This window comes from Pseudolabrys sp. FHR47 (genome assembly GCF_005153485.1).
Classification (GTDB): domain Bacteria; phylum Pseudomonadota; class Alphaproteobacteria; order Rhizobiales; family Xanthobacteraceae; genus Pseudolabrys.
The window spans coordinates 1,491,174-1,505,915 of the sequence record NZ_CP039740.1; the positions used below are offsets into that span (position 1 = coordinate 1,491,174).

Sequence of the window (14,742 nt, forward strand, 5' to 3'; positions counted from 1 at the left end):
AACCCTCCGTCAACCACGGAACGGGGAACCAGCGGTAAATGCTATCGGCGCAAATGTACATTAACGTTCAACCCGGAGGGTGGCCGGCGACAGAAAGGCCGCCATGGGCAGAACGCTCACCCAACTTCTCAGCCGTTTTCGGGCTTTCGCCGCCAACCGTTGCGGCAACATGGCGGTCACATTCGCGCTCGTCTCCGTGCCGGTGGTGGTGTCGGTCGGCGCGGCCGTCGACTACAGCCTGGCCAACCGGACCAAGGCGACGCTCGATGCCTATGCCGACGCCGCGGCCCTGTCGGTCGTCAACACCAAAGCCATGACGATGACGGAGACGGAGGCGCAAAACTCGGCCGTCGCGTTCTTCAAGGCCCAGGCCGCCACCCTCAAGCGCGGCTCGATCGGCACAGTGACGGCCAAAGTGACCGACTCCTCCACCGGGCGCGCGGCTCTTCTCACCTACACCGCGAGTGTCGAGACGACCCTGGCGAACGTCGCCGGAATCACCAAGATCGACATCGGCGGCAAGGCGACCGCCAATTCGGCGCTGCCGGTCTACATGGATTTCTACATGCTGCTCGACAACACGCCATCGATGGGCGTGGCGGCGACGCCGACCGACATTTCGCGCATGGTCAACAACACGTCGGACAAGTGTGCCTTCGCGTGCCATCAGATGGACACCACGCCGAACGACTACTACGGCCTTGCCAAGAAGCTGGGCGTGACCATGCGCATCGATGTCGTGCGTAGTGCCACGCAGCAACTGATGGATACGGCGGATGCGAGCGAGGTGGTGCAAAACCAGTTCCGCGCCGCCGTTTATACCTTCGGCAAGTCGGCCGAGAAGATGGGACTGACCAAGGTCTCGCCATTGTCGCCGAATCTCAGCACCGTGAAATCGAAAGCGGAAGACGTCGATCTGATGACCATTCCCTACCAGAATTATCAGAGCGACACCCAGACCAACTTCGACAAGATTCTCGACAGTCTGGACGATGAGATTCCGACGCCGGGGGACGGCAGCAAGTCGAACGCGGCACAGGCCTTCGTGTTCTTCGTGTCCGACGGCGTGCAGGATGCGGCCAATGTGAGTTGCATCAAGCCGACGGTGCAGGGGCAGGATCCCAAGACGGGAACCAAGTACACGCGCTGCCAGTCGCCGCTGAACACGAAGTACTGCGACGCGCTGAAGAAGCGCGGCATCAAGATCGCGGTGCTGTATACGACCTATCTCGCTTTGCCGACGAACGGCTGGTACATGAGTTGGATCGATCCGTTCAACAAAGGGCCGCATGGTCCGTCGCCAAACAGCGAAGTCGCGAAGAACATGCAGGCTTGCGCGACGCCCGGCTATTATTTCGAAGTCAGCCCGACCGAAGGCATTGCCGAAGCAATGACGGCGCTTTTCCTGAAGGCGTCGCAGTCGGCGCGCATCAGCAAGTAGCACGCATTAGCAAGTAGAATGCAAGGTCATCCGGCCGTCGCATCATGCGACGGCCGGATGCTTGCCCCCTTCAGGCCGCGGCCTGAACCTGGCCCCGCTCCAGCGAGGCAATCGCTTCATCCACGGTCTGAACATCGCCGAAGATCGAATAGAAGGCATTGAGCGACGCGGCGTGAATCTCGTCGGTGTAAGTCGCGAGCGCGTTTGAGACCATCGTGACCTTGAAGTTCAGCATCATCGCGTCACGGGCTGAGCTCTCGCAGCAGACATTCGTCGCCGTGCCGCCGATCAGCAGATTGTCGATGCCGCGGGCGCGCAAGTGGCTTTCGATCTCCGACGAACCCTGGATAAAGGCGCTGAAGCGTTTCTTGACGATCTGCGCGTCTTCCGGCTTGGCCTCCAGCTCGCCCCAGAGATTGTGGCCTTCGTGCGCGGTATCCATCGTTGCGTAGCGGGTGTCGCGGCGGTCCGGCGTCATGAGGTGATCGTGAAATACCGACCAGGATTCGCGCGTATCGTTGGTCGCGTTCTTGATCCAGACGACATGGCCGCCCATGGCGCGGAGCGCGGCGGCCATCTTGTTCACGGCCGGAACGATCTTGCGCGCCGGCGGCACTTCGCCCTGGAAGCCGGGCTTCATGAAATAGTTCTGCATGTCGATGACGACGAAAGCAGTCTTCGCCGGGTTCATCACATCGAATGGATGCGCGCGCCCGGTCCGGTTGGTGACGCCTTCGATCAGGTCGGGTGGCAGCGAGAACTCGTGCATGATCAGTTCCTCTCAATTCATGGTCGCAACGGGGCGGTGCTTGTGAATTCAAGCACGTTCTGTGCCATTGATGAAACATGGTGCAGAGGCTCGCCGCTGTTGCCGGCGCTGCACGGTTCCGTCTCCGAATAACGCAGACATCGTAGAACGCAGGAGCATGGCAGGCGATGAGCATGCCAAATGCTTGTGCGTCATGCCGCGCACGCTGCTTATAAAGCGCGCCGCGTGATGCGAATTGCAGCGTTGACGTGGCGCGCGATCGGCAAGCGACGCAACGAATATCAAATGGCCCGGTTGTTGCATTTGTTGCTCCAGCAAAAGGAGCCATGACGATGATCGCATACCTCAAGACGTTCCGTTCGCTGGCGCTCGCCGGTGCTGTCGCAACCGTAACGTTCGGCTCGATGAGCGGCGCAACCGCGGCCGATCTCGTCAAGCTCAAGATGGCGGAGGTTGTGCGCTCGCAGTTCTACATTCCGATGTATGTCGCGCTCGGCAAGGGCTTCGTGAAGGAAGAGGGGCTCGACGTCGAGATGATCACCACCAATGGCGGCGATCGTGCCGGCGCCTTGGTGCTGTCGGGGCAGGCCGACTTCGGCCTCGCCGGTCCCGAGGTGCCGATCTACATCTACAACGGCGAGTCCGCCGACAAGCCGTATATCTTCTGCGCGTTGACCGCGACCGACGGTCTGTTCCTGGTGTCGCGCGAGAAGATCGAGAACTTCAAATGGTCGATGATCGACGGCAAGAAGATCATGGGCTGGCGGCCGGGCTCGACGCCGGAACTCTATCTCGAATATGTGCTGAAGAAGAACGGCGCGAAGGCCGACACGGTCAAGAGCATCATCACCAATATCGGTCCGGCGGCGCGCGATGGCGCTTGGCTCGCCGGCACCGGCGACTTCGCCATCTTCAACGAGCCGAACTTCACCAAGCTCGAGAAGGAAGGCAAGGCACATCTGATCGCCTCGATCGGCAAGGAAGTCGGCCGCGCCGACTACACGCTGTTCTTCGCCAAGAAGAGCTGGCTGGAGAAGAATCCGGGTCTTGCGCAGAAGTGGACCAACGCCATCGCCAAGGGGCAAGCCTTCGTCAAGACCGCGAGCGCCGAAGACATCGCGGCGGCGATCGCGCCCTTCTTCCCGTCGCTCAGCAAGGAAGAGAACGTCACGGTCGTCAATCGCTACCGCACCGTCGGCGTGCCGATCTGGGCGACCACGGTGATGCCGGACAAAGGCGGCCTCGCCAAGGCGCAGGAGATCATGGTCGAGGGCGGCGTGCTGACCGAGGACAAGAAGGTGCCGTTCGAGAAACTCGTCATCACCACCTTCGCCGATAAGGCGACGGCCAGCCAGTAACGGCGAGCCAACGGAGGTCCGACGATGTTGCGCAACACGGCGATCCCGGCGGTCGAAATTCGCGACGTGACGTTGAACTACTTCACGCCGGAACGTGAAACGCTGGCTCTGTCCAACATCTCCCTCGACGTCGGCAAGGGCGAGTTCATCGCCCTTGTCGGCTCGTCGGGTTGCGGCAAGAGCACGCTGCTGACTTTGGTGTCCGGCCTGATGCCGGCTTCGCGCGGCAGCATCAAGGTCGACGGTCTCGAGGTGACGGCGCCGTCACCGCGCGTCGGCTTCATGTTCCAGAAGGACACGCTGCTCGACTGGCGCAGCATCGTCGATAACGTGATGCTGGGCGCGGAACTCTTAGGGCTCGACCGTCGCCGGTCGCGCCAGCGCGCCGAGATGCTGCTGACGCGCTACGGACTCGGCGAGTTCATGCACAGCCTGCCGCATCAGTTGTCCGGCGGCATGCGCCAGCGCGCGGCGCTGGCGCGTACCTTGTGCTGCGAGCCGGACCTCTTGCTGCTCGACGAGCCGTTCTCCGCGCTCGACTATCAGACGCGCTTGGCGCTGTCCGACGAGATCGCCGCCATTCTCCAGGCGGAGGGCAAGACGGTCATTCTGGTCACACACGATATCGGCGAGGCGATCAGCATGGCTGACCGCGTTATCGTCATGAGCCGGCGGCCGGGCCGCATCAAGAGCGAGCACCACATCTCGTTTCCGTCCTTCGGCGACAAGCGGCCGACGCCGTTCGAGGCGCGCAAGTGCCCCGAATTCGCTCAGTACTTCCAGACCATATGGGACGAACTCGATCTGCATGAGGTCCACTGATGAGCAGCGAAGCGATGGTCAGCACCAAGGTCGCGGCGAAAGCCGCGGCGCCGAGCGGCCGCAGCGCCGGCTATGAGGCTTATCTCCGCGCATTGCGCTTGCGGGCCTGGTCAATCAGCCTGTGGCAGATCGGCCTGATCGCGGCCTTCCTCGTGATCTGGGAGGTGGCGCCGCGCGCCGGCTGGATCAATCCGATGCTGACCAGCTATCCGTCGGCGGTGGCGCGCACCTTCATGGCCGGCGCGAGCGACGGCACCTTGCTGATGCACACCTGGGTGACTTTGTTCGAGACCATTGTCGGCTTTGCCGGCGGCATGATCCTCGGCCTCTTGTGTGCCATCGCGCTGTGGTGGTCGGATTATCTCTACCGCGTGCTCGATCCGTTCATCGTCGTGCTCAACGCCATCCCGAAAATCGCGCTGGTGCCGATCTTCTATATCTGGCTCGGCGACGCTGCTTCGATCTATGCGATGGCCATTGCCGTGAGCGTGTTCGTCACCGTGCTGATGCTATTCACCGGCTTCAAGGCCATCGATCCGGACAAGATCAAGCTGGCGCGGCTGTTCGGCGCCTCGAAGCGGCAGATCCTCGACAAGATCGTTTTGCCTGGCAGCGTGCCGACCATCATCTCGGCGCTGAAGGTCAATGTCGGTCTGGCGCTGGTCGGCGTGGTGGTCGGCGAATTCCAGGCGGCGAAAGCGGGCCTTGGCTATCTGATCACCTATGGCAGTCAGATATTCCAGATGAATCTGGTGATGACTGCCATCGTCGTGCTGGCGGCGATCTCGACCGCATTGTTCGTCATCATCCAGGCCGTCGAGTCGACGGTCCTGCGCCGCCACGGCGTGTCGCGTTAATCCCGCGCCACATATTTCTTTACGGCCGCGCCGAACGCTTCGAACAGCGCGCGGTTGACCGGATTGGTCTGCGGATCATACTCGGCGTGCCACTGCACGCCGAGTGCGAAGCCTTCGGCGCCTTCGATGTGGATCGCCTCGATGGTGCCGTCGTCGGCGAGACCTTCGACGACGATGCGCTTGCCGGGCTCGAGGATGCCCTGGCCGTGCAGCGAGTTCACGCGAATGGTGTCGGCGCCGAAGATGCCGGCGAACACGCCGCCCGAGGTCAGATGCACGGCGTGGCGGTCGCCGTAGATCACGGCCTGATCGGGATGGATTTCGCCGTTCGGCAGCCGCGGCATGCGGTGATTGATGCGGCCCGGCAGTTCGCGGATTTCCGGGTGCAGCGTCGACCCATAGGCGACCGCCATCTCCTGAAAGCCGCGGCAGATGCCGAGCAGTGGCACGCCGCGCGCAACGCAGGTGTTCACCAGATCGAGCGCCAGCGCATCGCGCGGCTCGTCATAGGGCTCGTAGCTCAGATGCGGTTCGACGCCGAAGCGGGTCGGGTGGACGTTGGCGCGTGCGCCGGTGAGCACGATGCCGTCGACGACATCGAGCAAGGCGTCAACGTCGGTGATGTCCGGCGTGCCGGCGAACATCAGGGGCAGGGCGCCGACGACATCCTTCACCGCACGCAGGTTACGCTCGCCGACGCGCTGCGCCGGAAAGCGGTTCTCGACGAGATGCATGTTGCCGATGACGCCGACGACGGGCCGCTTCATGGAGAGGTTCTTCGGGCAAGATTCACGGCGGAAACTTATAGCATCTATTTGCGCAGATCGGCGAAAGCCTCGTCCAGCCGGTCGAGGGCTTCGTTCAGGATCGGCCGCGGCGTCGCGAAGTTGAAGCGCAGCCAGGTCTCGCCGCCGGGGCCAAATTGCGGGCCGGGCGAGGCGAAGATACGCGCGCGTTTGGCCACGCGGTCGGCGACATCCTCGGCGGAAAGCCCGGTGCCGGAGAAGTCGACCCAGGCAAGGTAAGTCGAATCGAGTTTCATGGCGCGGGCGCCGGGCGCGGCCTTCTCGATCCGGGAACCGAGCAGGTCGCGGTTTGCCTCGAGATAAGGCAGCAGCGCGTCCAGCCAGGCCTCGCCGGTGCGCCAGGCGGCTTCGGTCGCGATCATGCCGAAGCTGGCGAGCGAGGTGAGATTGGCGGCGGCGACGCGCGCCTCGATCTTGCGGCGCAGCACCGGGTTCGACGTCACCAGCGCGCCCATATGGGCGCCGGCGAGGTTGAAGGTCTTGGTCGCGGCAAAGCACGACACGATCCGGTCGGCGATCTCCGGCGCCGCGTTGAGCGTCGGTATGTGCCTGGCGCCGCTGAAGATGAGATCGCAGTGGATCTCGTCGGAAGCGAGGATGAGATCGTGCTCGGCGCAGAACTGGGCGAGGGCTTTGAGCTCCTCGGCGGACCATACGGTGCCGCCGGGATTGTGCGGGCTGCACAGGAACACGATCTTGGTGCGCGGCGTGATCAGCTTGCGCAGGGCCTCGAGGTCCATGACATAGCGGCCCTGCTGGTTGCCGAGCCGGGCATCGATAATGCGGCGGTCGTTGGCGAGGATGATCTTGCGGAAGGCGTGATAGGCCGGCGGAAACAGTACGATCTCGTCGCCCGGTTCGCTGACGGCCTGGATGAGCATGCCGAGGCCGGCGACGATGCCCGGCACCGGCGTGACCCAGGCGGGATCGACGGTCAGTTGGTGCCGGCGCTTGAGCCAGGCGACGAGCGCCTCCGACCAACTGCCGGTGTCGGCATAATAGCCATGCACGCCGCGGCTCACCTCGGCCATCAGCGCTTCGGTGACGCCGGGCGGGGCCGCGAAGTCCATATCCGCCACCCACATCGGCAAGGCGTCCGTCGCGGTGATGCCGGACAGCTTGGCCATGTTGTCCCACTTCGATGAATGGGTGCCGCGGCGGTCAATGATGCGGTCGAAATCGAACATGGGCGCGGGGGCTCCTGGAGGTGCGGCGGTGGGGTGGCCTCCTTGATGATCGTCGCCGCGTGCCGGGTCAAGGTTGCGATCGCGTTTCGCACGCGTGGTCGTAGCAGGACTGCGCTGTGGCCGTTCCCCACTTGCGTATCCGGTTACAGTTTGCTTTCGGTTGCCGGCTCGTCTGTGCTAGAGGCGGCAGGGGCATCAAATTCGGCTGGAGACTATCGATATGGCGGAGGACGCAAAATCCTCCCCCGCGAGTGGGGGCAATTTTTCGTTGCGGATTCGCGGGCCTCGCGACTTTTACGGTGGCCTCGCGCTGATCGCGCTCGCGGTCTTCGCGCTGTGGGCGGGCAGCGATCTTGCCGGCATGCGCGGCTTCTCCTTCGGCCCGGGCACGACGCCGCGGCTGTTCGCCTGGCTCCTGATTGTCGTCGGCGCGGCAATCATGATCTCGGGACTGCTGTCCGACGGTCCGCCGCTGGAAAGCTATGCGCTGCGTGGCCCCGCTTTCGTGGTGTGCGCGATCGTCGCTTTCGCTGTCTCGATCCGCGGCTTCCATTTCTCGTTCTTCGGCTTCGCGGTGAAGATCCCGGAACTCGGCCTGATCGTCGCGACCTTCCTCGCCTACATGATAGCCGTCATGGGCGGGCGCGAGGTCCGCTGGAAGGAGAGCATCATCGCCGGCGTGGCCATGACGGTGTTCTGCGTCGTGCTGTTCCGCTATTTGCTGCAACTGCCGTTTCCACTCTGGCCTGCTTTCTAGGACAAGCCTGCAATGTCCGATCTTCTTTCCAATCTGTGGCTCGGCTTTTCGATCGCCGGGCATCCCGTCAATCTCGGTTTTTGTCTTCTGGGTGCGCTGGTCGGCACGCTGGTCGGCGTGTTGCCGGGTATCGGCACGGTCGCGACCATCGCGATGCTGCTGCCGATCACCTTCGGGCTCGATCCGGTCGGCGCGCTCATCATGCTCGCCGGCATCTACTACGGCGCGCAGTACGGCGGTTCGACGACGTCGATCCTGGTCAACATTCCGGGTGAGGCGACTTCGGTCATCACCTGTCTCGACGGTCATGAGATGGCCAAGCAGGGCCGCGCCGGCGCGGCACTGGCGATTGCCGCAATCGGTTCGTTTTTCGCCGGATGCGTTGCCACTGTTCTGGTCGCCGCGCTCGGCCAGCCTCTGACCAAGGTCGCGCTGGAATTCGGCCCGGCCGAGTATTTCGCGCTGATGCTGCTTGGTCTCATTTTCGCGGTGGTGCTGGCGAAGGGCTCCGTCCTGAAATCGATCGCCATGGTCGTGACGGGCCTGCTCCTGTCGACGGTTGGTTCCGATCTCGACACCGGCGTCGGCCGCATGACGCTCGGAATGCCGGAGCTGCTCGATGGCATCGGCTTCACGAACGTCGCGATGGGCCTGTTCGGTTTTGCCGAAATCATCCGCAACCTTGAGGGAGGGAGCGGCAGTCGCGAAGTCGTCGAGAGCAAGATCAGAGGCCTGATGCCGACCCGGAAGGACCTGAAGGACTCCGCATGGCCGATCGCGCGCGGCACCTTCCTCGGCTCGCTGCTTGGCATCCTGCCCGGCGGCGGCGCTGTGGTAGCGTCCTTTGCGTCCTATACGCTGGAAAAGCGTATCGCCAAGGATCCGAAGCGCTTCGGTCGCGGCGCCATCGAAGGCGTGGCGGGTCCTGAGTCGGCCAACAACGCCGCGGCGCAGACCTCGTTCATTCCGCTGCTGACGCTTGGCATTCCGCCGAATGCGGTGATGGCGCTGATGGTCGGCGCCATGACCATTCACGGCATCGTTCCAGGTCCTCAGGTGATGATCAAGCAGCCGGACCTGTTTTGGGGCATGATCGCCTCGATGTGGTTTGGCAATCTGATGCTAATCATTATCAACCTGCCGCTGGTCGGCGTCTGGGTGCGGCTGCTGCGCGTGCCCTACCGTATCCTGTTCCCGTCGATCATCGTGTTCTGTTGCATCGGCATCTACTCGATCGACAATTCGCCGAGCGACGTGATGATCGCCGCGATCTTCGGCATTCTTGGCTACTGGCTGGTGAAGCACGATTTTGAGCCGGCGCCTTTGGTGCTCGCTTTCGTGCTCGGTCCGCTGATGGAAGATAATCTGCGCCGCGCCATGTTGATCGCCCGCGGTGACACGTCAGTCTTCGTCACGCGGCCGATCTCGGCGGTGCTCATCGCCATCTCGGTGGCGCTGCTGGTACTGGCGCTGCTGCCGATGATCCGCAAGCGGCGCGATGAGGTGTTCGTCGAGTCGGAGAACTAGAGCGTTTTCGAGCGAAGTGGAAACCGGTTCGCGTAAAGAAAACGCGTCAAAGCAAAAAGCTAGAGCCCCGGCTTTGATTCCACCAAAGCCGGAAAGGCTCTAGACCGAACTCGCTACCGAAGGAGCGACCGTCTTGGCGCTTGGCGTCGTGAGAAAGGCCACTGACAGCCTCCTGCTTCGGGCGGGCGGGCCGGGCGTCAGCCGTCAGTTCGGCGCCATTCCCTATACCGTCGTCAAAGGGCAGGTGGTGTTTCTTCTGGTGACATCGCGCGGCACCGGTCGCTGGATCTTCCCGAAAGGCGATCCGATGGAAGGCCTTGCTCCATCGCAGGTCGCCGCGCAGGAGGCGGCGGAGGAAGCCGGGGTCGAAGGCGAGGTCGACCCGATGCCCATCGGCAAATATCGGGCGTTCAAGACGCTGCCGTTTCGGCGCAAGGTTATCGAGGTCGAGCTGTATCCGTTGCGCGTGACGGAGCAGTGGGACGAGTGGCCGGAGAAGGGCCGTCGCCATCGCCACTGGGCCATTCTGCCGGAGGCCCGGCGTCTGCTGTCGGATGCGCGGGTCGCCGACGTCGCCCTCAGGCTCAATCAGCGCCTGCACGCTGGCGGGTTGCCGTTTTATCCGCCGATCGCCCACATGAGGCGATAGAGCAGGGCGGACAGGATCGCCGCCGCCGGCACGGTGATGACCCAGGCCGCGGCGATGCCCAGCACATGCTGACGCCGCACCAGCCGGCGCCTCTCGCGCTTCTGATAGTTCAGCAGTGCCATTTCCGGCGTCTCGTTGAGGCGCGACGGCTCGAGGAAAAGGGTACGCGGCTTGACCGCCGGGTTGGGCACGCCGGTGTTGGTGATGAATTCGCGCAGATAGCCGACGCCGAATACGGCGCCGACGGCGATATGGGTGGATGAGACCGGCAGGCCGAGCGCGGAAGCCACCAGCACCGTCACCGCCGCGGACAAGGCCACGCAATAAGCGCGGATCGTATCCATGCGGGTGATCTTCTCGCCGACGGTGCGGATGAGGCCCGGGCCGAACAGCGCTAGGCCGAGTGCGATGCCGGTGGCGCCGATTGCCAGCACCCAGAACGGCAGGTCGACCCTTTCGGCGTCGGCGAAGCCGGTCTGCGCCGAGGCGACGATGGCCGCCAGCGGTCCGACCGCGTTGGCGACGTCGTTGGCGCCATGCGCGAAGGACAACAGGCCGGCGGCGAAGACCAGCGGCATCGTGAACAGGCCGGCGATGTGCTTGCGGCGGTTCTCCATGCCCTGCGAACGCCGCATCACCCAGGGGCGTGCCGCCATGAACGCCCCCACTGTGAAAACGACGCCAACCGCTATGATCACGGCCATCGGCGGATGCCAGACACGCTTGAGGCCCTTGGTGACGAGATAAACGGCGAAAACGCCGGTCATGACAGCGACGAGTACGGGCACCCAGCGCCGGGCCGCCGCCACGCGGTCGTCGCGGTAGATCACCCGCCATTTGATGAAGCCGAGCAGCATGGCGGCAATAATGCCGCCGAAGACCGGCGAAATGACCCAGCTCAGGACAATGCCGCCGATCACGTTCCACTCGACGGCGGCGGTGCCGGCGGCGGCAACACCGGCACCAACAACACCGCCGACGATCGCATGCGTCGTCGACACCGGCGCGCCGAGATAGGTTGCCAGATGAATCCACAGCGAGGCGGCGAGGAGCGCTGCCGTCATGACGAAGATGAAGGAAACGACGGAGAGCGCCTGCTCCGGATGCAGCAGGTTTTTCGAGACGGTGTCGACGACGTCGCCGCCGGCCAGCATCGCGCCGGCGATTTCCGCGATGGCGGCGATCACCAGAGCATGCGTCATGGTCAGGGCGCGGCTGCCGACGGCGGGGCCCATGTTGTTGGCGACGTCGTTGGCGCCGATGTTGAGCGCCATATAGGCGGCGATGACCGCGGCGAAGAACACGAAGTATTTGAGCGGGCCGCCGACCGACAGGCTGGCGATGACCACGGCGCCGATCATGAAGACGATCAGCAGGCCGGGAGTCGCCAGCGAGCGCGACCGCGCATAGGTCGCGGTCTCGATCTGGACGACTTTCTTGAGGTCTTTATCGAGAGCGCTTTTGGCCAAAACGGGCTCCGCAGGCGGGGAGGCGGAGCCGAGCGCCGCCTGGCGAAGAGCCCGTTAGCACTCTTGTCACAAACCTGTCACAGAAAAAGTGCCGCAGCCTACGGTTGTTGAAAACCGGCCGGCGGTGGACTTAGCGCCGGGGGCCGGGGCCGCTTTCACTCGATCCGCCGAACAGGATGCGTTGCGGATTCTTGGCCAGGTCCGTTACGGCCCGGTCGATATTGCCGATCGATCGGCGCAGGTCGGTGCCGACGAGGTTGATCTGCTTGTTGGTGCTGTCGGTGACCTTGAGCACGCCCTCCGTGATCTCGGCGGTGCGCTTGTCGAGGTTCTCCGCAAGCATCGTGGTCTGCTTGTCGAGATTGGTCGTCAGCTTGTCGAGATTGGCGGCGACCCGGCTCGTATCGGCCTTCAGGCTGACGGCAAGCTCGTTGATCGAGCCCATGGCTGTCGCGCCGTTTTGGATCAGTTCGTCGATCTTGCCGCCGTTGCGGGCCAGCGCCTCGGTGAAGACTTCGAGGTTCTTGATGGCGTTGCGCAGCGATTCCTGGTTCTCGAGGATGATGGTGTCCGCCTTGGCCAGGGTCTCGCGCACCGCCGTTCCCATGTCGCCGGCCGTGGAGCCGGCGCGCAAGGTCGGCAAGCCGCCGTTTTTCGAGGGCGGCACCGCCGGTGAGGACGCGGTTGCGCCCTTCAGCGACACCGAGGCGATGCCGGTCAGGCCGGCGTATTCCAGCGTCACGGACGTATCCGAACGCACCGGCGTCGACGGCGTGATTGAAATGACGGCCGCAACTTCAGACGGCTTGTCGGTAAGCCGCATTTCGGTGACCTCGCCGACGCGGATGCCGTTGAACAACACCGGACCGCCGACGCGCAGGCCTGACACGGAGCCTTCGAACACAACCAGATAAGGCTGGGTTTCCTTCGAGGTTCCGGCGCTGTGAATCCAGTAGATGAAGACAAAAGCAGCGGCGACCACCGCGAAGGTGAACATGCCGATTAACGCGAATTTTGCCCTGTCTTCCATCGTCTCAACTCCACATCAGGCGCGACGTTCTGTGACGCGCCGGCCTTTAATCGGTACATGGAAATCGTCATGGGCGCGCTCACCGTGGAAATACGATTTCAACCACGGGTGCTGCGATTCCAGCATGACGTCCATGGTGCCGGCCTCGATAATCTTGCCGTCGGCGAGCACTGCGATGCGGTCGCAGGTGCGATGCAGACTGTCGAGGTCGTGAGTGACCATGAACACGGAAATGCCGAGCGTTTCCTGCAGCGTCAGCAGCAGGTGATCGAACTCGGCGGCGCTGATCGGATCGAGGCCGGAGGTCGGCTCGTCGAGAAACAGGATTTCGGGATCAAGGGCCAAGGCCCGCGCCAGCGCGACGCGCTTGATCATGCCTCCCGACAGTTCGGAAGGATAGTTGCGATAGACGTCGGGCTTGAGGCCGACCATTTCCAGCTTGGCGATCGCGATCTCGGTGGTCAGCTTTTGCGACAGCCGCAGATATTCGCGGATCGGGAATTCGACATTCTTGCCCGAGCTCAGCGACGAGAAAAGCGCGCCCTGCTGGAACAGCACACCCCAGCGCCGGTCCACGGCCTGGCGCTCCTTCAGCGTCGCCTTGCCCAGATCGGTGCCGAGCACTTCGATTGTGCCCTCCCGGAAGGGCAGGAGACCGATGATGGTGCGCGTCAGCACCGACTTGCCGGCGCCAGAGGCGCCGACGAAGCCGAGAATCTCGCCACGCTTCAAATCCAGATTGACGCCGTTGAGGACGCGACGTGACGCGAAATCGACCTTGAGGTCGCGCACCTTGATGACGGGTTCGCCACGCGCGGCCATGATCAAATCCCGACCGCGGCGAAGAAGACGGCGAACAGGCCGTCGATGACAATGACGAGGAAGATCGACTTCACCACCGAGTCGGTGGTTTTGGCGCCGAGCGACTCCGCGGAGCCCTTGACCTGCATGCCTTCCATGCACGCCACCAGACCGATGATCAGCGCCATGAACGGCGCCTTGATCATGCCGACGGCGAAGGTCTTCATGCTGATCGACTCGTGCAGGCGCGACATGAAGATTTTGGGATCGATGCCGCCATAGAGCCACGACACCAGTCCGCCACCATAGAGCGCTGCCATTGCGCCGATGAAGGTCAGAATCGGCACGGCGATGATGAGCGCCAGGATGCGCGGCAGCACCAAGACCTCGACCGGGTCGAAGCCCATGGTGCGCAGCGCGTCGACTTCCTCGCGCATCTTCATCGAGCCGAGTTCGGCGGTGTAGGCCGAGCCGGAGCGGCCTGCGATCATGATGCAGACGATCAGCACGCCGAGCTCGCGCAGTACCAGCACGCCGACCATGTCGACGACATAGATGTCGGCGCCGAAGGTGCGGAAGTGGAAGATGCCCTGTTGGGCGATGATGGCGCCGATCAGGAAGGTAATGAGAATGATGATGGGCACCGCGTGCCAGCAGACCCGCTCGAGATGATTGATGAGCGAGGTGAAGCGGAAGCGCCACGGATTGGCGCACACGCTCAGGAATGCGACGACGAGCTGACCGGCCATCTGGAAGATGGTGAACAGGTCCGAGAACACCGCGGTCATGGTGCGGCCGACGCTTTCCAGCGTGGCGCCGATGCCGGTCTGCTTGTGCTTGAGCGGCGTCAGCTTCTGCTGGCCGGCGCGGACCTTCGCGAACAGGTTGCCGTAGGTCGGCGGCAGGCCGACCAGGCGGACGTCGGCGCCGCGGCCCGCCCAGATCCGCAAGGTGCGCTCGATCAGCCAGGCGCCGTAGGTGTCGAGCTGGGTGATGCGGGTGGCGTCGAAAACGAGGCGGGAGACCTGTTCATGACCGTAGGTCAGTTTGTCGGCCAGCGGCTCGAGCGCGCGGGCGTGCTCCGCCGTCCAGTGTCCTTCGGCCCGGAGGTCCAGACCGTCGCCGTGCGACGAGCCGTGCTGGAGGGTACCCGCGGTCAAGAAGTCACTCCCGAAAATGGCCGTTTCGTTGCCGAAAGGGCCCAATGCGTCGCGGGCGGCTGGTCGCCCCGCCGCCCCATGGCAAATTAACCGATTGTTAAGGTTAGAA

14 protein-coding genes are annotated in these 14,742 nt (G+C 63.5%); 7 read left to right on the top strand and 7 right to left on the bottom strand.

The features are described 5' to 3' along the window. Window positions 1-103 precede the first annotated feature (103 nt). A complete protein-coding gene (locus E8Q40_RS07365) occupies window positions 104-1,441 on the top strand; it encodes a pilus assembly protein TadG-related protein (protein WP_137043766.1) in 1,338 nt (445 codons plus the stop codon). A 70-nt stretch (window positions 1,442-1,511) separates the two neighbouring features. Here the strand turns inward: E8Q40_RS07365 and E8Q40_RS07370 are convergent, their stop codons facing one another. Then, window positions 1,512-2,210: an isochorismatase family protein gene (locus E8Q40_RS07370; protein WP_137043767.1), complete on the bottom strand. Its 699-nt coding sequence runs from the start codon at window positions 2,208-2,210 to the stop codon at window positions 1,512-1,514. Window positions 2,211-2,536: 326 nt separating this feature from the next. Between E8Q40_RS07370 and E8Q40_RS07375 the strand changes: the two genes are divergently transcribed. The 3 genes from E8Q40_RS07375 to E8Q40_RS07385 are packed head-to-tail and all read left to right on the top strand — an operon-like array spanning window position 2,537 to window position 5,247. Continuing rightward, window positions 2,537-3,568, top strand: coding sequence for an ABC transporter substrate-binding protein (locus E8Q40_RS07375; RefSeq protein WP_137043768.1), 1,032 nt, complete (start codon window positions 2,537-2,539; stop codon window positions 3,566-3,568). Between the two features lie 24 nt (window positions 3,569-3,592). After that, window positions 3,593-4,390 carry an ABC transporter ATP-binding protein gene (locus E8Q40_RS07380; RefSeq protein WP_137043769.1) on the top strand — a complete coding sequence of 266 codons (798 nt, stop codon included), beginning with the start codon at window positions 3,593-3,595 and terminating at the stop codon, window positions 4,388-4,390. Next, complete coding sequence (locus tag E8Q40_RS07385; protein WP_137043770.1) at window positions 4,390-5,247, top strand: ABC transporter permease; 858 nt, start codon at window positions 4,390-4,392, stop codon at window positions 5,245-5,247. Before E8Q40_RS07380 ends, E8Q40_RS07385 begins: the two co-directional genes overlap by 1 nt. On the opposite strand, the gene E8Q40_RS07390 is transcribed toward E8Q40_RS07385, so the two are convergent. Both E8Q40_RS07390 and E8Q40_RS07395 read right to left on the bottom strand, forming a co-directional pair. Continuing rightward, window positions 5,244-6,014: a gamma-glutamyl-gamma-aminobutyrate hydrolase family protein gene (locus E8Q40_RS07390; RefSeq protein WP_137043771.1), complete on the bottom strand. Its 771-nt coding sequence runs from the start codon at window positions 6,012-6,014 to the stop codon at window positions 5,244-5,246. The genes E8Q40_RS07385 and E8Q40_RS07390 overlap by 4 nt on opposite strands. Window positions 6,015-6,058: 44 nt before the next feature. Next, a complete protein-coding gene (locus E8Q40_RS07395) occupies window positions 6,059-7,240 on the bottom strand; it encodes a MalY/PatB family protein (RefSeq protein WP_137043772.1) in 1,182 nt (393 codons plus the stop codon). Between the two features lie 220 nt (window positions 7,241-7,460). On the opposite strand from E8Q40_RS07395, the gene E8Q40_RS07400 reads away from it, so the two are divergent. The 3 genes from E8Q40_RS07400 to E8Q40_RS07410 all read left to right on the top strand — a co-directional run bounded on the left by E8Q40_RS07400 (window position 7,461) and on the right by E8Q40_RS07410 (window position 10,173). Next, on the top strand, window positions 7,461-7,997 hold the full coding sequence (locus tag E8Q40_RS07400) for a tripartite tricarboxylate transporter TctB family protein (protein ID WP_137043773.1): 537 nt from the start codon (window positions 7,461-7,463) through the stop codon (window positions 7,995-7,997). 12 nt (window positions 7,998-8,009) lie between these two features. Further along, a complete protein-coding gene (locus E8Q40_RS07405; protein ID WP_137043774.1) occupies window positions 8,010-9,524 on the top strand; it encodes a tripartite tricarboxylate transporter permease in 1,515 nt (504 codons plus the stop codon). A 133-nt stretch (window positions 9,525-9,657) separates the two neighbouring features. Then, window positions 9,658-10,173 carry an NUDIX hydrolase gene (locus tag E8Q40_RS07410; RefSeq protein ID WP_137043775.1) on the top strand — a complete coding sequence of 172 codons (516 nt, stop codon included), beginning with the start codon at window positions 9,658-9,660 and terminating at the stop codon, window positions 10,171-10,173. Here the strand turns inward: E8Q40_RS07410 and E8Q40_RS07415 are convergent. The 4 genes from E8Q40_RS07415 to E8Q40_RS07430 form a co-directional block, all read right to left on the bottom strand. Continuing rightward, window positions 10,143-11,642, bottom strand: coding sequence for an inorganic phosphate transporter (locus E8Q40_RS07415; protein ID WP_137043776.1), 1,500 nt, complete (start codon window positions 11,640-11,642; stop codon window positions 10,143-10,145). The two genes, E8Q40_RS07410 and E8Q40_RS07415, sit on opposite strands and share 31 nt — an antisense overlap. A 130-nt stretch (window positions 11,643-11,772) precedes the next feature. Beyond that, window positions 11,773-12,672 carry an MlaD family protein gene (locus E8Q40_RS07420; protein ID WP_137043777.1) on the bottom strand — a complete coding sequence of 300 codons (900 nt, stop codon included), beginning with the start codon at window positions 12,670-12,672 and terminating at the stop codon, window positions 11,773-11,775. A gap of 15 nt (window positions 12,673-12,687) precedes the next feature. After that, window positions 12,688-13,494: an ABC transporter ATP-binding protein gene (locus E8Q40_RS07425; RefSeq protein ID WP_137043778.1), complete on the bottom strand. Its 807-nt coding sequence runs from the start codon at window positions 13,492-13,494 to the stop codon at window positions 12,688-12,690. A 2-nt stretch (window positions 13,495-13,496) separates the two neighbouring features. Beyond that, window positions 13,497-14,633 carry an MlaE family lipid ABC transporter permease subunit gene (locus tag E8Q40_RS07430; protein ID WP_137043779.1) on the bottom strand — a complete coding sequence of 379 codons (1,137 nt, stop codon included), beginning with the start codon at window positions 14,631-14,633 and terminating at the stop codon, window positions 13,497-13,499. Window positions 14,634-14,742 lie beyond the last annotated feature (109 nt).

Bases quoted from the DNA above. Each gene is read 5' to 3' on its own strand.
- E8Q40_RS07365 (WP_137043766.1), top strand. From the start codon at position 104: ATGGGCAGAACGCTCACCCAACTTCTCAGCCGTTTTCGGGCTTTCGCC.
- E8Q40_RS07370 (WP_137043767.1), bottom strand. From the start codon at position 2,210: ATGCACGAGTTCTCGCTGCCACCCGACCTGATCGAAGGCGTCACCAAC.
- E8Q40_RS07375 (WP_137043768.1), top strand. From the start codon at position 2,537: ATGACGATGATCGCATACCTCAAGACGTTCCGTTCGCTGGCGCTCGCC.
- E8Q40_RS07380 (WP_137043769.1), top strand. From the start codon at position 3,593: ATGTTGCGCAACACGGCGATCCCGGCGGTCGAAATTCGCGACGTGACG.
- E8Q40_RS07385 (WP_137043770.1), top strand. From the start codon at position 4,390: ATGAGCAGCGAAGCGATGGTCAGCACCAAGGTCGCGGCGAAAGCCGCG.
- E8Q40_RS07390 (WP_137043771.1), bottom strand. From the start codon at position 6,014: ATGAAGCGGCCCGTCGTCGGCGTCATCGGCAACATGCATCTCGTCGAG.
- E8Q40_RS07395 (WP_137043772.1), bottom strand. From the start codon at position 7,240: ATGTTCGATTTCGACCGCATCATTGACCGCCGCGGCACCCATTCATCG.
- E8Q40_RS07400 (WP_137043773.1), top strand. From the start codon at position 7,461: ATGGCGGAGGACGCAAAATCCTCCCCCGCGAGTGGGGGCAATTTTTCG.
- E8Q40_RS07405 (WP_137043774.1), top strand. From the start codon at position 8,010: ATGTCCGATCTTCTTTCCAATCTGTGGCTCGGCTTTTCGATCGCCGGG.
- E8Q40_RS07420 (WP_137043777.1), bottom strand. From the start codon at position 12,672: ATGGAAGACAGGGCAAAATTCGCGTTAATCGGCATGTTCACCTTCGCG.
- E8Q40_RS07425 (WP_137043778.1), bottom strand. From the start codon at position 13,494: ATGGCCGCGCGTGGCGAACCCGTCATCAAGGTGCGCGACCTCAAGGTC.